This is a genomic window from Erythrobacter sp. S158 (assembly GCF_057364915.1).
In genome coordinates this window covers 482855-498685 of the sequence record NZ_CP200279.1, presented here as the reverse complement: position 1 = coordinate 498685, position 15831 = coordinate 482855, and the positions used below count along the sequence as shown (strand labels likewise).

The following is a 15831-nucleotide window of genomic DNA, read 5'->3' as shown; positions in this document are numbered from 1 at the left end:
TCGACGACATGAACCTGCACACACCGAAATCCGGCTTTTCGAAGCCTGACGGGGAAGGATCGGTCCAGGTCCAGCTCGACCCGCGCGACCAGATCAAGGGCGCGAAAGTGTTCGCGGTCTACGGCAAAGGCGGGATCGGCAAGTCGACGACCTCGTCCAACCTTTCGGCTGCGTTCTCGAAACTTGGCCACCGCGTGCTCCAGATCGGCTGCGACCCAAAGCACGACAGCACCTTCACTCTGACCAAGAAGCTGATGCCGACTGTGATCGACGTGCTGGAAACCGTCGAGTTCCACTCGGAGGAATTGCGGCCCGAGGACTACATGTTCGAAGGCTATAACGGCGTCATGTGCGTCGAGGCCGGCGGGCCTCCGGCAGGCACCGGCTGTGGCGGTTATGTCGTTGGGCAGACGGTCAAGCTGCTCAAGCAGCACCACTTGCTCGAAGACACCGATGTCGTCATTTTCGACGTGCTTGGCGACGTAGTGTGCGGCGGCTTTGCTGCCCCCCTCCAACACGCCGAGCGAGCACTGGTCGTGGCCGCGAACGACTTCGACAGCATCTTCGCGATGAACCGCATCGTCGCAGCCATCGGTGCGAAATCCAAGAATTACGACGTCCGCCTCGCAGGCGTCGTCGCCAATCGTAGCCGCGAGACAGATGAGATTGATCGTTTCTGCGACCAGATTGGTATGCAACGGCTCGCGCATTTCCGCGACGTCGACGCGATCCGTCGTTCTCGGCTCAAGAAGTGCACACTCTTTGAAATGGGCGACGATCCCGAAGTGATTGCCGCGCAGGACGAGTATTTGCGCCTTGCAGCGATGCTCTGGGCGGGGGTTGAGCCATCGACCGCGCAGCCGATGAAGGACCGGGACATCTTCGATTTTCTGGGGTTTGAGTGATGGCCACCCGGATCGACGACACGCCCTACACGATGCGCCGCGAGGCGCTTGCGACCTATTTTGATTCCACCGCAAAACAGGCGTGGATCGACCTCACCTCCGACGCAAAGGTCAGCGGTATCCGCGCGACCGTGCGCGCCGGGCGCAAGTCCATGCGCGAGTTGCTGGTGAGCTGGCTTCCCTCGGATTTGCGCCGCACGCGCATTCTCGATGCCGGTTGCGGCACAGGCGCTCTCGCAATCGACGCAGCCTGCCGCGGCGCAGACGTCACAGCGGTCGATGTAGCGGGCGGTTTGGTCGAGGTCGCCAGAGAACGCGCCACCGGCTTTACTGGTCATGGGAAGGTCCGCTGGCGGGCTGGCGACATGCTCGATCCCTCGCACGGCACTTTCGCGCATGTCGTCGCGATGGATTCGCTTATCCATTATTCGCCCGAGGACCTGGTCGACGCCGTTGAAGGCCTGAGTGAACGCACGACAGGATCGATCCTGTTCACTTTTGCGCCGCACACGAAGCTTCTTGGCGCGATGCATACGGTGGGCAAGGCCTTCCCCAAAAGCGACCGTTCACCCGCTATCGTGCCCGTCTCGGAAACCGAGCTACGCGCACGTCTTGGCCGCCTCTCTGACTGGAAGATCGGTCGCAGCGAGCGCATTTCGAGCGGGTTTTACACCTCGCAGGCACTCGAACTGGTGAGACGCGGATGAGCCAAACCCCTCGCCAATCCTACCGGTTTGCCCGGATGATCGCAGGGCTGCTGCCTTTTGCGGATGCGGCCAGCACCGAGCTGCCGCTTTCGCGGCTGCTACGACTTGCGCTCTTCCAGGTAAGCGTCGGGATGGCGATGGTGCTGCTTTCGGGCACGCTCAACCGGGTCATGGTTGTCGAGCTCGGCACTCCGACCTGGCTTATCGCGCTGCTGATCGCGGTGCCGCTTGTGGTTGCACCCTTCCGTGCGCTGATCGGGCACAAGTCCGACCAGCACGTCTCCGCACTCGGATGGCGGCGCGTACCCTACATCTGGTTTGGCACGATGATGCAGTTTGGCGGGCTGGCTATCATGCCCTTCGCGCTTCTTCTGCTTGAGATCGAGGGCCGCTTCGAACTGGGCTTGGGCGCGGCAGCGGTTGCCTTTCTGCTGACGGGCCTTGGCTTCCATGTGACACAGACCGCTGGCCTTGCGCTCGCGACTGACCTTGCGCCCGAAGACAAGCGCCCGCGCGCGGTTGCGCTTCTATACGTGATGCTGCTGGTGGGCATGATGCTGGCAGCCTTCGTCATTGGCGGTTTGCTGATTGACTTCTCGCCCACCCGGCTTGTGCAGGTAATCCAGGGCGCTGCCGTTCTGACCCTCGTGCTCAATGTCATTGCGCTTTGGAAACAGGAAGCGCGAGCGCCCGAGCGGACCAAGCCTGACCCGGACGCTCCCAGCTTCAGCGAGCTTTGGAACAATTTTGTGCGCGACGGGCGCAATGCGCGGCTGCTGACCGGCATTGGCATCGGCGCTGCCGGTTTTGCCATGCAAGACGCGCTGCTCGAACCGTATGGCGGCGAGATCCTCGGCCTCTCGGTCGGCGCGACAACGACGCTGACCGGCCTTTGGGCACTCGGAGCGCTGCTGGGCTTCATGTATTCGGGCCGCGCCCTGTCGCGCGGCGGCGATCCGCTGCGGATCGCGGGCCTTGGTCTTGTTGCAGGGCTTAATGCATTTCTGCTCGTGCTGTTCGCCGCACCCATTGGATCACCGGCCATGCTTTTCGTCGGCGCGGCGCTGATCGGTCTGGGGCTCGGCATGTTTTCGGTCGGCACGCTCATTGAGGCAATGGCGCTCGCGAAGAGCGAAACTGCCGGTCTCGCGCTCGGCGCATGGGGCGCCGTTCAGGCGACTTGCGCTGGTGCAGGCATCGCTGCTGGCGGCGCACTGCGCGATGTGATCGCAGCCATCGGCGTCAACGCCGATGCCGCCCTCCTGTCCAGCCGCGCAGCCGGTTACACCACCGTCTACGCTCTAGAAATCCTGCTGCTTCTTGCAGGTCTCGCCGCGATTGGGCCGCTTGTCGGCAACTCTCGCACCAATGACAACCGTTCAAGGGATAGCGCAGGCCAGCCGTTCGGCCTGCGCGAGTTCCCGACATGAGCCGCGCCAGCAGGGATAGCGCGGCCGTTACCGCAGCAAGGGGCGAGAGGCGTGTCCGCTCCTTTGCATTTGAGAGGAAAGTACCATGACTGCCACCAACCTTTTGGGGACCGCTTACATCGTGGGCGTGTTTGATGTTGCCGAATTGGCATTCATCCTGTTTTTCATCTTCTTCGTCGGGCTCGTAATCTATCTCAACCGCGAGAGCCGCCGCGAAGGCTATCCGCTTGAGCATGAGCAAACCGGCGTGGTCGAACGCGGAACGCCGCTGTTCGATGCGGGGAAAAAGACCTTCAAGCTGCCGCACGGTCGCGGCACTTACACTCCTGAAGACGTAGCGCGTGATCCGGTCGATATTCCGGCCAAGCAAGCATTCGGAGCAGCTGGCGCGCCTTTCGTACCAACCGGCGATGCCATGGCCGATGGCCTCGGCCCGGCAGCCTACGCCAACCGCAACGACTATCCCGACCTCACCATGGAAGGTGCACCGCGCATCGTTCCGATCGCAGCCAGCCACGGCATCACGATCGCCGAAATGGACATGGATCCGGTCGGGCTGCCAGTCTATGCCGCCGACAAGAAGAAAGCGGGCGTGGTGAGCGATGTCTGGGTCGACCAGGCAGAGCACATCATCCGCTATCTCGAGGTGACAACCAATTCGGGCAAGAAAGTCCTCGCACCGATGGGCTTTTGCGCAGTTCAGGGCAAAGGCTTCCTTGGCGGGATCACTCCGCTGGTGGATGACCAGACCGCTCTGATCGACATCACCGCCATTCGCGCCGACCAGTTCGACGCGGTTCCTGCCATTGCCACCGCCGGCCAGATCACCCGTCTCGAAGAAGACAAGATCCAGGGCTATTTTGGCGGGGGCTACATGTATGCGACCGCGGAGCGCTCTGAGCCGTGGCTGTAAACGAAAGCAAGCCGGACGCAGGCGCGCAAGACAGCCTGGAGGACCTTGAGGCCGTCGGCCCCAAGGCCTTCGGCGATCCAATGGGCACGCCGAGCGACAAAGAGACGGTGCTTTGGCGCGGGCAGCCCGAATTGTCGGTGCTCGCCCGCACGGCCTTCCACACGCGCAGTGTCGGGATATACTTCCTGCTCTTGATCGGCGTTTCGGCTGCCTTCGGTAACATCAATGCGGCGATTGTCTGCACGGTCCTCGGTGTGCTGGCGGTTGCAATCCTGCATGCACTGGCCTGGGTGAGCAGGCGCACGACGCTCTATATCCTGACCGATGCGCGCCTGATCATGCGGATCGGGATGGCGCTTGAAACGCGGGTCAATGTTCCGCTCAAGCATGTCACTTCAGCTGACCTCAGGATGCGCGGCGAGAGCCATGGCGATATCGCTGTGCAGCTGGCTGGTGAGCGTACGCTTGGATATGCGCTTCTGTGGCCGCACGCACGCCCGTGGCGCTTTGCCAAGCCCGAGCCGATGCTCCGGGCTGTGCCTGATGCACAGGCGGTGGCGAAAATGCTGGCCGAGGCCTGCGCCGATCACACCGCGATTGAGCAGAACTTGATGCAGATCAAGGACGCCGCGCCCCAGGAGCCTCAGCAGGTGAACGGCCCTGCTGCGGCGGGCGCTTATTCCGACAGCGAGCTCAAGGGAGCGCATGCATGATCGTCCGCGAATACGAAGATGACGAGATCGTCGTCCACCGTGTGCCTCTCATGATGGCAGGAGCCTTGATCGTGAGCGTTCTCGCCCTGACGGCGGGCACCACGATGGGCTATTTCGAGCGGCAATCGGTGCCCAGCGAAGCGCGCGCCGCTTCCGGCGCCCAGCCGCTCGACACGCGCGCGCTCTATTTCTTCGACGAGACCGACGGAACGGTCAGGGTCGAAGATGCTGAGACCGGCGAGGTGATCGAAAGCTATGGCCCCGGCACCGGCGGCTTTGTTCGCACCTCGCTGCGCAGCCTGACCTACCAGCGCCGCGTCAACGGCATCGGGCGTGAAGTGCCCTTCGATCTGATCGAGTGGGACAATGGCGAACTCACCCTGATCGACAGCACGACCGATGCGACGGTCGAACTCGGATCATTCGGTCCCGGCAACCGGGAAACATTCGCAGCCATGCTCGAGAGAGGAAGCTGAACAATGGCAACGCTAGCCCAGGGATCGGCTAAAGCCACACAAGGCGCCGCAACAGCGCCCAGCGCGCGTCGCTTCGATACGCCCTGCACCATCACGGTCGAACAGTCGTCGGAGCACTTCCACGCGCATGTAGAACTGCCCGAGGAAATCGTGATGGAGCCGGGCGACAAGGTCCGCGTCCACGGCGATCCAATCTCAATTCCGTTCGGAAGCCGCGAAGTGTTTGAACGCACCGCGACAGTCACGCGCGCAGGACCGCTGAAGCGGCTGCTGACCCGCTGCGCTGCCTATTTCGACTTGGCCGAACTCTACGAAGTCAGCTTCAATGCCGGGAGGATCAAATGAACGCTTACAAGCCTATGACGAGCGAAGAGGCCATGGCGCTGGCGACCGAAGACACGATGCTCACGCCGCGCTTCTACACGACCGATTTCGACGCTCTCGATGCGATCGACGTATCGCTGGTGCGTGAGGAATGGGACGCGCTGATCGAGGAGATGATCGGCGATCCCAACAAGCAGCACTTCAAACATAATGACAGCTTCAAGGGCGTCATCGAAGGCCTCGAACCCGAACTGCGCAAGGAATTCATGGACTTCCTCGTCAGCTCGATGACCTCTGAGTTTTCGGGCTGCGTGCTCTATGCAGAGATTGCGCGGCGCACGAAAAACCCCGATGTGAAGCAGCTCTTCAAGCTGCTCGCTCGCGACGAAAGTCGGCACGCGGGCTTCATCAACGAGAGCCTCAAGGATGCCGGCGTCGGCGTCGATTTGGGCTTTCTGACACGGACCAAGAAGTACACCTACTTCAAGCCGAAATTCATCTGGTACGCGGTCTATCTGTCGGAAAAGATCGGGTACGCGCGCTACATCACGATCTATCGCCACCTCGCCGCGAACCCGCAGCACAAGTTCCACCCGATCTTCGATTGGTTCGAAGAGTGGTGCAACGACGAGTTCCGTCATGGCGAGGCGTTTGCGATGCTGATGCACGCGGACCCTGAACTGCTCAAGGGCCGCAACAAGCTGTGGATCCGGTTCTTCCTGCTGTCGGTTTACGCCACGATGTATGTGCGCGATCACAATCGTCCGGTGTTTCACCGGGCGTTGGGCGTCGATCCGACCGAGTATGACTACAAGGTGTTTTCGATCTGCAACCAGATCAGCCGACAGGTCTTCCCGGTCGAACTGGACATCGATGACCCGACCTTCCGTGCGAACATGGAAGCGCTTCGCCTGGCGGCCCTTCGGATCGAGGAAGGTAAGGCGCAAGGCGGTCTTGGCGGCTTCGCCAAGCGCGTTAGCGGCATGGCTGGTGCCGGCCTCAACTTTGCAAAGATGTATTTCCACCGCACGAAGCCCAACACACTTCCGCAGACGATCAGGCTGCACCCTGCGTGGTAAGCTGGAGCGGCCATATTCTGCCGTTCATCGTAACGGTCGTGATCTGGTTCTTCGCAACCGGGCTCATCGCCTTTTCCGTGAGCGTTGGTCCTGACAATCGCGGTCGCGCAACTTTCAGGCGCAGCGTTGCATTGGGTGGTGCTGCCGGAATCGCTGGGCTAATCGCGATCCTGCTGGCCTCACAAAACGTCAGCGTTGCCGCAGTCTACGTCTCGTTTGTCGGAGCGCTGCTGGTCTGGGGCTGGCACGAAGTCGGTTTTCTGACAGGCGCTGCTGCCGGCCCGCGCAGGTCGGCGTGCCAGCCGGGCGCGCGAGGCATGGACCGGTTCATGCAAGCAAGCGCGACCGTGATCCATCACGAAGTGGCTCTCGCACTTACCGCCCTCATGCTGATTACGCTTTCTTGGAATGCGGCAAACCAGATCGGAGCGATGGTTTTCGTGCTGATGTTCGCGCTTCGCCTGTCGACCAAGGTGAACCTGTTTGTCGGCGTTCCCAACTCGACGACTGAAATGCTCCCCGCTCACCTGAGCTATCTGAAGAGCTATTTCGGTCGCAACCGTATGACCTGGCTGCTTGCGGTTTCGGTATCCGCGATCCTCGCGGCTTCGGCCTGGTTTGCCAGCCTTGCGATTGCCGCGCCGCTTGGCAGCGCAGAGATGACGGGTGCAAGCCTGCTGACCGCGCTGTGCCTGCTTGGCGTGCTTGAACATCTTTTCCTCGCCCTGCCCTTCAGAGATGGGATGCTGTGGGGGTGGGCATTACCGCAGGCCGGGGCACGCTCCGGCTCGCACTCAAACCTTGGCGGCAAGGGGGGCTCTCGGCCGTCATGAGCAACGACAACAAGACCATGCAGAACAGGGGAATTCCCATGAATTTCGAAGCCTATTTCGCGGAGCAGCTCAATGCGGTGCGCGAAGAGGGGCGCTACCGCGTCTTCACCGACATCAAGCGCCATTGCGGCAAGTTCCCGCATGCGACGCGCTTCGTCGATGACGAGACGCGTGCCGTCACGGTGTGGTGCTCGAACGACTATCTCGGCATGGGCCAGCATCCCAAGGTCATCGAGGCGATGCATTCGTGCCTCGATGAATGCGGCGCGGGCGCAGGGGGCACGCGCAATATCTCTGGCACCAATCACTATCACGTCGAGCTCGAAGCTGAGCTTGCCGATCTGCACGGCAAGGAAAGCGCGCTGCTCTTCACCAGCGGATATGTCTCTAATTGGGCGGGCCTCGGCACTCTTGCGAGCAAGATTCCGGGCTGTGTCGTGTTCTCCGATGCGCTCAACCACGCCTCAATGATCGAAGGCATCCGCCACTCACGCGCACCTTACAAGATCTGGAAGCACAACGACGTCGAAGACCTCGACCGGCATCTGTCGGAGTTCGGTCCCGAAGTGCCCAAGCTGGTCGCGTTCGAGAGCGTCTATTCGATGGATGGCGACATCGCACCGATCGCGGAAATCCTCGACGTTTGCGAAAAGCACGGCGCGATGAGCTATATCGACGAAGTGCACGCTGTCGGCCTTTACGGACCGCGCGGCGGCGGCGTTGCCGAGCGTGAGGGCCTGATGGATCGCATTACAGTGATCGAGGGCACGCTGGGCAAGGCCTTCGGCGTCATGGGCGGATATATCGCTGCCAGCCGCGACCTTGTAGATTTCGTGCGTACTTTTGCCAGCGGGTTTATCTTCTCGACCGCGCTCCCGCCGGCCGTTGCAGCCGGCGCGGCGGCAAGCATCCGGCATCTCAAGGATAGCGATGCCGAGCGTGAACTCCAGCGTGAGCGGGTCGCGCAAGTACGCCGACAGCTCGACATTCTGGGAATTCCGCACCTGCCCAATCCCAGCCACATCATTCCAGTGATGGTTGGCGATGCGAAGAAGTGCAAAATGATCAGCGACTGGCTGATGGACAATCACGGCATCTATGTGCAGCCGATCAATTATCCCACCGTTCCGGTCGGGACCGAGCGACTGCGCCTCACACCCTCACCTGTCCATGACGATGGCGATATAACTCGGCTGACAGAGGCGCTGAGCGAAATCTGGTCGCAGTGTGAGCTTGCTCGCGGCGCTATCGCTGCCTGAGAGCCGGAGCGGACAGATTGAGGCCGGGCCCTTCCCCCCAAACCTATCCGGGCCTGGGCCAAAAGAAAGGGCGGTGTAGTATCCCACGCCGCCCTTTCCTTTTGTGTGTGACCGGGGTCCCGGTCAAAGCCTTCAGCTTATTCGTCTGTCGCGTCGAGATAAGCGATGACGTCAGCGCGGTCCTGCGGGTCCTTGAGGCCCGGGAACGCCATGCGGGTGCCGGGCATATATTCACGCGGTGCTTCGAGATATTCGAACATCACCTCGGGGGTCCAGGTGATGCCGCTGTTCGCGTTGGCGTCCGAATAGTTGAAGCCTTCGATCGAGCCGGCTTCGCGGCCAATCACGCCGTATAGCGACGGGCCAACGCCGTTCTTGCCTTCTTCAACGAGGTGGCAGGTGCGGCACTGTGCGAAGACGGTTTCACCAGCAGACGCATCGCCGGTCAGGTCAGCGAAGGCGACGTCCATCGGGACTTCTTCTTCAGCGGGTTCTTCGACCTCGGCCACTTCTTCGGCGTCGGCAGGTTCTTCATTTGCGGGGGCGCCGCCACAAGCGGCCAGTGCGAGCATGCCGGGTACAGCGACAGCGCTCATAACAATCTTACGCATAGGATCTAATTCCCTCTTACTTATTCGCAGGGCCCCCCTGCTGGAGAGCGCCTGCGAACCGTCCAAATTGATCCCGACCCCTGTGTAGAAGCCAAGGTCCGGATTTTCAACACCGTCGCATCCCGGCAGTAGCACGGGTTCACAGGATATCGATGCAAACCAACAACGACCTGCCTGGCGATTGGTTTCCGATTCCTCGGAAAAAACCCCGCTTGAGAATTCACCCCCTCCAACCGGACACGTAGCGAATGGATTGCCAATCGACATACGAACGCTAAAGACACGCGGATGAAAAACTTATCGTGGCATTCGAAGCTTGTCCTCGCCCTGATCGTGTTCCTGCCGATCTACTTCATGATCGCAGCGCTGGGCACAAAAGTCGGCCTGTGGGGCTGGGTGACAGGTCTGGTTAGCATGACTTTCACCGCAGGTCCGATCCTGCTCGGCATCGTCGCTGCGATTGCGCTGATCTCGCTCATCATCGGCCTCGTCAAAAAGCCGCGCAGCAAAATGACCATCGGCATCGCTTTGGTGGGCATCGTGCTCCCGGCGCTGATGTTCACGAGTTTCATGTCAGCGCGTTCGACCGCGGGCCAGAATCCGATTCACGATGTTGCCACCGACACCGCTGATCCTCCGGCTTTCTCGGCTGAGACCATGGCGGCGCGCGAGGAAAGCGGCGCCAATCCGCTGAGCGACTATCAGACACCGTTGAGCGAGATCGAGATGTATGCAGGCGCCGCGCCAGAGCTTGCGATCAAAAGCCACGCGCAGATCATCAACGACACTTACGCTGACCTGTCCCCGCTCCCGCTGGGCGGTGCAAGCAGGGCAGACGCTGTTGCTGCAGTCGCCGCCGCGATGGGCAATATGGGCTTCGTCGACATTCGCTCCGATGTTGAACAGGGCCGCGTTGAGGGCGTCGCCGAGACCTTCTGGTACGGCTTCAAGGACGATGTTGTCGCCCGCGTAGGCGAGAGCGAGATCGACTTCCGCTCGGTGAGCCGCGTTGGACGCAGCGATTTGGGCGCCAATGCCAAGCGTATCGCGGAGCTTCGAGGCCGCGTCGCCGAACAGATCGGCCAGCGCTAAATCCTGCCTACCTGAATTGCGCGGCGGCCATTGCGCTGCGCTGAAAGACCGTGAGCACGCACAAGGCCGCGTAGCCATAAGCGATCGCGCCGAACCATGCGGGAAACAGGCACATCGCAACGAAGACCGCGATTGTTTCTGTCCCCTCGGCTAGGCCTGTTGAATAGAAGAAGCTCTTCTTTCCATACGCCTGCGTTTCCTCGCCGCGCTCAGCGGCAATCACGGCAAAGGCGAGAAAGCTGACCCCCGTCAGGACGAAACTGGCGACAAGGACCAAGGCGGGGAGCGTGTTCTCGGGCGCCATGACGCCAAAACCGAGCGGAATCGATACGTAGAAGGCAAAGTCTGCGACGATATCGAAGTATCCGCCTAACGAGGTTGGAGTGGTGGCGCGAGCGACCGCACCGTCCAGCCCGTCGAGCAGGCGGTTGGCGATGATGAGCGCAAGGCCAATCGCGACCTCGCCAAACCCGATCGCGGCCGCACCACCCAACCCCAACGCGAGTCCGGTGAACGTAAGAAAATTGGCGGTCACGCCCATCCGCGCCAGCGCTCGCCCTGCCCAGTTGAGTGGCGGGTCGATGATCGGGCGCAGCTTAGCATCGAGCATCGCGTCAGGCTCCGAATGTCACGAGGCCGATCCATGCACCCGTCATGGCCGTGGCGATGTTGCCCGCGATCCAGCTTTTCATGCCAAGACCTGCCGCTTCCGCACGGCGCTCTGGGCACAGGGTTCCGATGGTCGAGACTAGCAAGCCGACGCTCGCGAGGTTTGCGACCCCGCACAATGCATAGGTGACGATCAAAAGGCTGCGCTCTCCGAATGTATCCTGCGGCAAGGCTGCAAGCTCAAGGTAAGCGACATATTCGTTGAGGATCGCCTTGGTGCCCATCAATCCGCCCGCCGCCTGTGCTTCGGCCCACGGCACCCCGATAAGCCACATGAAGGGTGAAAAGAGCCATCCGAATACGCGCTTCAAAGTGATCGGTTCGTCCCCGACAAGCGGGAGGAGAGCGAGCACCTGGTCTGTCAGCGACACGAGCGCGAAGATCACGATGATGACCGCGATGACCGCCAAGAACAGCTGCATCCCGTCCATCGTACCTTTGACGATCGCGTCGATGGAGCTTTCATATTTGAGCCCCGGCTCGTCCTCGTCGGCGTCGGTCGCAGCATCCTCCGGGTTGCCCGGCACCATCAGCTTTGCGATCAGGAGCGCGGCGGGCAGCGATACGAGCGAGGCGGAGATCATGTGGCCCACCGCATCGGGCACGGTCTGGCGAAGCGTTGTCGCGTAGAGGATCAGGATCGCGCCCGAGATCGTCGCCATCGCGAGCACCATGATCTGGAACAGCTCGGCGCGGCTGACCTTGGCGAAATAGGCGCGAACCGCGAGCGGGCTTTCGACAACGCCGAGAAACATGTTCGCCCCGCCCGACAACCCGACAACGCCGCTAACACCAAGGCTTCGTCTCAAGAGGAAAGACAGCCCGTTCACCAGCCAGCGCAAAACGCCCCAATGCCACAGCAGCGCGGCTAGCGCAGAGAACACGATCACCAGCGGCAAGATCTGGAATGCGATGATAAGCGGCGGCTGCGCACCTTCTTTTAACTCGAACGGCAGGTCCGCCCCGCCGAGATATCCGAACATGTAGGATGATCCATCGAGCGTCGCGCGTTCGATAGCCGCAACGCCTTCATTGGCGAGCGTCACTACGTCCCAAACGAACGGCACGCGCACGATCAACAGCGCCAGCGCAGCCTGGAGGCCCAGCGCGCCCAATATCCAGAGCCAGCCGGGACGCGCCGCCCGATCCTCGCTCACCGCCCAGGCCAGTGCGAGCAGCGCCGCAATGCCGATTATCCCGCGAAACTGATCGAAATATTCCAAAAAGCGATCCCCTTGAGCGCTGCCTCTCTAGGCCTGCCTCACCCGCGTCGCCAGCCGTGATACTTTTCGACCCATTCGAGAAGCTTTTCAGGCTTGTTCGCTTTCTTCCAATTGCCGGCAGCAAATTTGTTTGCCTCCGCCATGGTTGGGTAGGGATGGATCGTACCCAGAATCTTGTTGAGTCCCAGCTTGTGTTTCATCGCCAGCGTGTATTCGGCGAGCAACTCCCCTGCGTGGCTGCCGACGATGGTTGCGCCAAGGATCGTGTCCTTGCCAGGAGGGGTCAGAACCTTGACGAAGCCCTTCGTCTCGCTTTCGGCAATCGCGCGGTCGAGGTCGTCTAGGCAGTATGTCGTAACTTCGAACTCAATGCCCTCATCGCGCGCTTCGGTTTCGTTGAGGCCAACGCGGGCGATCTCGGGATCGGTGAAGGTCACGGCCGGGATGACGCGGTAATCGACCTTGAACTTCTTAAATTGCCCGAAAAGCGCGTTGACGCTCGCATACCAGGCCTGATGGCTGGCGGTGTGGGTGAACTGATAAGGGCCCGCGACATCACCGGCGGCGAAGACATTGGGGAATTTCGTCGCGAGAAACTCATCGGTATTAACGGTCTTGTCCGTGTCTACGCCGAGTGACTCTAGTCCAAAGCCCTTGAGCCGCGCCTTGCGCCCAACCGCGAGGATCAGCGCGTCATAAGGGATGTCGACTGAGCCTTCCGGGCCTTCAGCTGTAAGCACTTTGTCAGCGAGACGAACCGCCTTGTGTTCTGTCAGCACTTTCACGCCGGACGCTTCGAGCGACGACTTTGCAATTTCGGCAACGTCCTCGTCTTCACGGCCAAGCAGTTGCTCGCCCATTTCGACCTGCGTGACTTGCGACCCGAGCCGGGCAAGAGCCTGACTGATCTCGCAGCCAATTGGGCCGCCGCCGAGTACCGCGACACGCGCTGGCGCTTTGTCCATCTGCGAGAACGCATCCCACATGGTCTCACTCGTGAGATAGCCAGAATCTTCAACGCCCTCGATCGGCGAAACCACCGGCTCAGCGCCGCTGGCTATAACTATGCTGCGGGTGGTCAGGCGCTGCGTACCGCCGTCATTCAGCGCGATTTCGACTGTCCAGGGATCAATGATCGTTGCGTAGCCCTTGATGACATCCACACCCAGGCCTTCATAGCGCTCGACGCTGTCATGCGGCTCAATCGTCTTGATTATCTCCATCACGCGCGCAATCGTCTGGCGGAATGGCACTTCGGGTTTGACCGGTGTGATGCCGTATCGGTCCGCATGCTCCATCGTGGCAGCGACCTTCGCACTCTTGATCAGGGCCTTGGAGGGAACGCAGCCGGTATTGAGACAATCGCCGCCCATTTCGTTCGCTTCGACGAGTGTGACCTTCGCCTTCACAGTTGCGGCTATATAGGAGCTCACAAGGCCAGCCGATCCCGCGCCGATCACCACCATGTTTCGGTCGAAGCTCTTAGGCTTGGTGTAGCCTGCATAGACCTTGCGCCGCTTCATCAGGCCGATGATCCCCTTGGCAATCCAGGGTACGATGCCGAGCAGCACGAAGGAGCCGATGACCGCAGGCGACGCGATCCCCGAAAGGCTGTCGATCTGCGCCAGCTGCGTGCCTGCGTTGACGTAAACGATTGTGCCCAGCAGCATCCCAGCCTGACTGACCCAGGCAAAGGTCCAGGTCTTGATCCGGGTAAGCCCCATGACGAGGTTCACCACGAAGAACGGGAACAAGGGGATCATGCGGATCGTGAAGAGGTAGAACGCGCCGTCGCGCTCCAGCCCATTGTTGATGGCCTTCAGCCGCTCCCCGAACTTGCTCTCGATCGTATCGCGCAGGACATAGCGCGACGACAGGAAAGCAAGCGTTGCGCCGAGCGTGGAGGCGAAGGACACCAGGACGGTGCCCACCACCAATCCGAACAGCGCGCCCGCTGCCAGCGTCATGATCGCAGCGCCCGGAAGCGAGGCCGCCGTCACCGCTACATAAGCGGCGAAGAACACGCCAAGCACAAGCGCCGGGTTCTCATCATAGAACGCACTTGCATCGTCCGAGACCTGCTTGATCCCGTCTAGCGTGAGATACGCCCCCAGGTCGAAGAAGAAGTACGCGGCGATGAGCGCAGCCAACGCGGCAAGGATTACGATCTTTTTCATGTGTGCCCCTTTGTACGACCCTTCTTCGCGCGCCTTGGCCAATTTGTTACGGCTCTAACCCGATCCGCCAGCAAGACCAGCGTATTTCCTGAGCCATCGCATATCGATGAAGTGCTTGAGCCGCGAAACCCAGCGGCCCTTCGCTGACAAGCGGCCATAGCTCGCAATCGCGCGGCCATCTCCGGTCGACAGTAGGTAAAGGTTGTTCCAGCGCGGGACGTAGGTTTCGCGAGGCTGCTGCCCTGCCATCACGGCGCGCAAGTTTGCCGCAAGCACAGGTCCGGCAAACACCGCGTGAACACCTGAATGTGGCACATGCCGATCTTGCCGGGCAGCAACGTCGCCGACGGCAAATATGTGTGGGTGCGAAAGTGAGCGCTGGTGCTGGTCGACCACCGCGAACCCGGCTTCGTCAACTGCGAGCCCGCTTGCCTTCACCCAATCAGGAGCTGCACTGCCGATCGCCGCGACTATCGTGTCGACAGGCTCGAGAGGCTCTCCCCCGGCATAAAGTCCGTTCTCGTCGATGCGTGCATCTTCTTGAACGAGCACGATTGATTGCCTCGACAACTCTTCAAAAGCGGTTCTTCTGACGGAGTTTGAGAATTCAGGGAGCAGACCGGCTGTGCCAGTGACGAGCGTCACCTGCGGTTTTTCCTCAAAACCTGCGCGGTTGCGAAGGGCAAAGGCGAGTTCCACACCGCCTGCCCCGCCGCCAATGACCGCAATTCTGGGTGAAGGGCCTAGCGCGTCGATCCTCTCAACGAAGCCTTGGATGGGACGGATATCGATAAGGCGCGGATCCTTGCCCAAGACATCGCTCGCTTGCCCAACACCGCCAGTGTCGAGCGAGGCGATGTCAAATTTAACTCGCTCTCCAGCATCAGTTTCGACGCGGCGAGCATCCGGATCAATCAGGGCGCACCGCCCCTCGACCAAACTCGCGCCTGCACGAAGCGCCAACCCGGCCACGTCCACCAGACCCTCATCACGATTGTAGTGGCCCGAAATCCATCCGGGTACTGTCCCAGAATACCTCAGGTGCCGCGAAGGCGTGAGGATGGTGGCGCACGGACAGGGCAGCCCATGCCTGATCCAATCGGCAAGCACCGCGACATGCGCGTGGCCGCCACCGATCAGCAGCAGATGCTCTGGTTTGCCATGTGAGGAAGGCATATTCATCACACGAAGCCTTCCCTGATTGGGCAGCTTGTGTCGAGCGCAAGCTCAGCGTCGCCAGCCATTTTTCAAAAAATGCGGCATCCGGCGCATTTCCTTGCTTTGACCGTTCGCCCTCATACATCTAAGGCCTTCTGCAATGCGCTGGCCGTTTGGCTGGCTTCACTGGGACCGTAGAGGGATCATCCGGCTCCAGTAAGCGTTGGTGCATAGATTGAAACAAAGCTGACTGGACAGGACA

The 15831-nt window shown here is 60.9% G+C and carries 16 protein-coding genes; 11 read left to right on the top strand and 5 right to left on the bottom strand.

The features are described 5' to 3' along the window. The first annotated feature begins 8 nt into the window (after positions 1-8). The 10 genes from bchL to hemA all read left to right on the top strand — a co-directional run bounded on the left by bchL (position 9) and on the right by hemA (position 8639). A complete protein-coding gene (gene bchL, locus AC0V6T_RS02450; RefSeq protein WP_007165005.1) occupies positions 9-905 on the top strand; it encodes a ferredoxin:protochlorophyllide reductase (ATP-dependent) iron-sulfur ATP-binding protein in 897 nt (298 codons plus the stop codon). Then, positions 905-1612: a magnesium protoporphyrin IX methyltransferase gene (gene bchM / locus AC0V6T_RS02445; RefSeq protein WP_486124029.1), complete on the top strand. Its 708-nt coding sequence runs from the start codon at positions 905-907 to the stop codon at positions 1610-1612. The genes bchL and bchM overlap by 1 nt, the downstream gene beginning before the upstream one ends. After that, positions 1609-3042, top strand: coding sequence for a BCD family MFS transporter (locus AC0V6T_RS02440; RefSeq protein ID WP_486124027.1), 1434 nt, complete (start codon positions 1609-1611; stop codon positions 3040-3042). Before bchM ends, AC0V6T_RS02440 begins: the two co-directional genes overlap by 4 nt. An 85-nt stretch (positions 3043-3127) precedes the next feature. Continuing rightward, the gene (gene puhA / locus AC0V6T_RS02435; RefSeq protein ID WP_007165008.1) at positions 3128-3955 is read left to right on the top strand and encodes a photosynthetic reaction center subunit H; all 828 of its coding nucleotides are present in this window, start codon (positions 3128-3130) and stop codon (positions 3953-3955) included. Further along, positions 3946-4668, top strand: a complete 723-nt coding sequence (gene puhB, locus AC0V6T_RS02430; RefSeq protein WP_486124025.1) for a photosynthetic complex putative assembly protein PuhB — start codon at positions 3946-3948, stop codon at positions 4666-4668. Before puhA ends, puhB begins: the two co-directional genes overlap by 10 nt. Then, entirely contained in the window at positions 4665-5144 is a 480-nt protein-coding gene (gene puhC, locus AC0V6T_RS02425) for a photosynthetic complex assembly protein PuhC (protein ID WP_486124023.1), read from the top strand. Before puhB ends, puhC begins: the two co-directional genes overlap by 4 nt. A 3-nt stretch (positions 5145-5147) precedes the next feature. Next, on the top strand, positions 5148-5489 hold the full coding sequence (locus AC0V6T_RS02420) for a hypothetical protein (RefSeq protein WP_486124021.1): 342 nt from the start codon (positions 5148-5150) through the stop codon (positions 5487-5489). Continuing rightward, entirely contained in the window at positions 5486-6547 is a 1062-nt protein-coding gene (gene acsF, locus AC0V6T_RS02415) for a magnesium-protoporphyrin IX monomethyl ester (oxidative) cyclase (RefSeq protein WP_486124019.1), read from the top strand. The genes AC0V6T_RS02420 and acsF overlap by 4 nt, the downstream gene beginning before the upstream one ends. Beyond that, complete coding sequence (gene puhE / locus AC0V6T_RS02410; RefSeq protein WP_486124017.1) at positions 6541-7380, top strand: putative photosynthetic complex assembly protein PuhE; 840 nt, start codon at positions 6541-6543, stop codon at positions 7378-7380. Before acsF ends, puhE begins: the two co-directional genes overlap by 7 nt. A gap of 38 nt (positions 7381-7418) precedes the next feature. After that, entirely contained in the window at positions 7419-8639 is a 1221-nt protein-coding gene (gene hemA, locus AC0V6T_RS02405; RefSeq protein WP_040464880.1) for a 5-aminolevulinate synthase, read from the top strand. 137 nt (positions 8640-8776) lie between these two features. Here hemA and AC0V6T_RS02400 read toward each other — a convergent pair whose 3' ends face one another. Then, on the bottom strand, positions 8777-9250 hold the full coding sequence (locus tag AC0V6T_RS02400; RefSeq protein ID WP_156777236.1) for a c-type cytochrome: 474 nt from the start codon (positions 9248-9250) through the stop codon (positions 8777-8779). Between the two features lie 288 nt (positions 9251-9538). Between AC0V6T_RS02400 and AC0V6T_RS02395 the strand changes: the two genes are divergently transcribed. Then, complete coding sequence (locus AC0V6T_RS02395) at positions 9539-10342, top strand: DUF1499 domain-containing protein (RefSeq protein ID WP_486124014.1); 804 nt, start codon at positions 9539-9541, stop codon at positions 10340-10342. A 7-nt stretch (positions 10343-10349) separates the two neighbouring features. On the opposite strand, the gene AC0V6T_RS02390 is transcribed toward AC0V6T_RS02395, so the two are convergent. The 4 genes from AC0V6T_RS02390 to AC0V6T_RS02375 are packed head-to-tail and all read right to left on the bottom strand — an operon-like array spanning position 10350 to position 15593. Continuing rightward, on the bottom strand, positions 10350-10952 hold the full coding sequence (locus tag AC0V6T_RS02390) for a CDP-alcohol phosphatidyltransferase family protein (RefSeq protein WP_486124012.1): 603 nt from the start codon (positions 10950-10952) through the stop codon (positions 10350-10352). 4 nt (positions 10953-10956) lie between these two features. After that, on the bottom strand, positions 10957-12234 hold the full coding sequence (locus tag AC0V6T_RS02385; RefSeq protein ID WP_486124010.1) for a NupC/NupG family nucleoside CNT transporter: 1278 nt from the start codon (positions 12232-12234) through the stop codon (positions 10957-10959). Between the two features lie 38 nt (positions 12235-12272). Beyond that, positions 12273-14411: an FAD-dependent oxidoreductase gene (locus AC0V6T_RS02380; RefSeq protein ID WP_486124008.1), complete on the bottom strand. Its 2139-nt coding sequence runs from the start codon at positions 14409-14411 to the stop codon at positions 12273-12275. A gap of 54 nt (positions 14412-14465) precedes the next feature. Then, entirely contained in the window at positions 14466-15593 is a 1128-nt protein-coding gene (locus AC0V6T_RS02375) for an FAD-dependent oxidoreductase (RefSeq protein WP_486124006.1), read from the bottom strand. Positions 15594-15831: the final 238 nt, after the last annotated feature.

Bases quoted from the DNA above. Each gene is read 5' to 3' on its own strand.
- hemA (WP_040464880.1), top strand. From the start codon at position 7,419: ATGAATTTCGAAGCCTATTTCGCGGAGCAGCTCAATGCGGTGCGCGAA.
- bchM (WP_486124029.1), top strand. From the start codon at position 905: ATGGCCACCCGGATCGACGACACGCCCTACACGATGCGCCGCGAGGCG.
- puhC (WP_486124023.1), top strand. From the start codon at position 4,665: ATGATCGTCCGCGAATACGAAGATGACGAGATCGTCGTCCACCGTGTG.
- AC0V6T_RS02420 (WP_486124021.1), top strand. From the start codon at position 5,148: ATGGCAACGCTAGCCCAGGGATCGGCTAAAGCCACACAAGGCGCCGCA.
- AC0V6T_RS02390 (WP_486124012.1), bottom strand. From the start codon at position 10,952: ATGCTCGATGCTAAGCTGCGCCCGATCATCGACCCGCCACTCAACTGG.
- puhA (WP_007165008.1), top strand. From the start codon at position 3,128: ATGACTGCCACCAACCTTTTGGGGACCGCTTACATCGTGGGCGTGTTT.
- AC0V6T_RS02395 (WP_486124014.1), top strand. From the start codon at position 9,539: ATGAAAAACTTATCGTGGCATTCGAAGCTTGTCCTCGCCCTGATCGTG.
- bchL (WP_007165005.1), top strand. From the start codon at position 9: ATGAACCTGCACACACCGAAATCCGGCTTTTCGAAGCCTGACGGGGAA.
- AC0V6T_RS02400 (WP_156777236.1), bottom strand. From the start codon at position 9,250: ATGCGTAAGATTGTTATGAGCGCTGTCGCTGTACCCGGCATGCTCGCA.
- AC0V6T_RS02380 (WP_486124008.1), bottom strand. From the start codon at position 14,411: ATGAAAAAGATCGTAATCCTTGCCGCGTTGGCTGCGCTCATCGCCGCG.
- AC0V6T_RS02375 (WP_486124006.1), bottom strand. From the start codon at position 15,593: ATGAATATGCCTTCCTCACATGGCAAACCAGAGCATCTGCTGCTGATC.
- acsF (WP_486124019.1), top strand. From the start codon at position 5,486: ATGAACGCTTACAAGCCTATGACGAGCGAAGAGGCCATGGCGCTGGCG.
- AC0V6T_RS02440 (WP_486124027.1), top strand. From the start codon at position 1,609: ATGAGCCAAACCCCTCGCCAATCCTACCGGTTTGCCCGGATGATCGCA.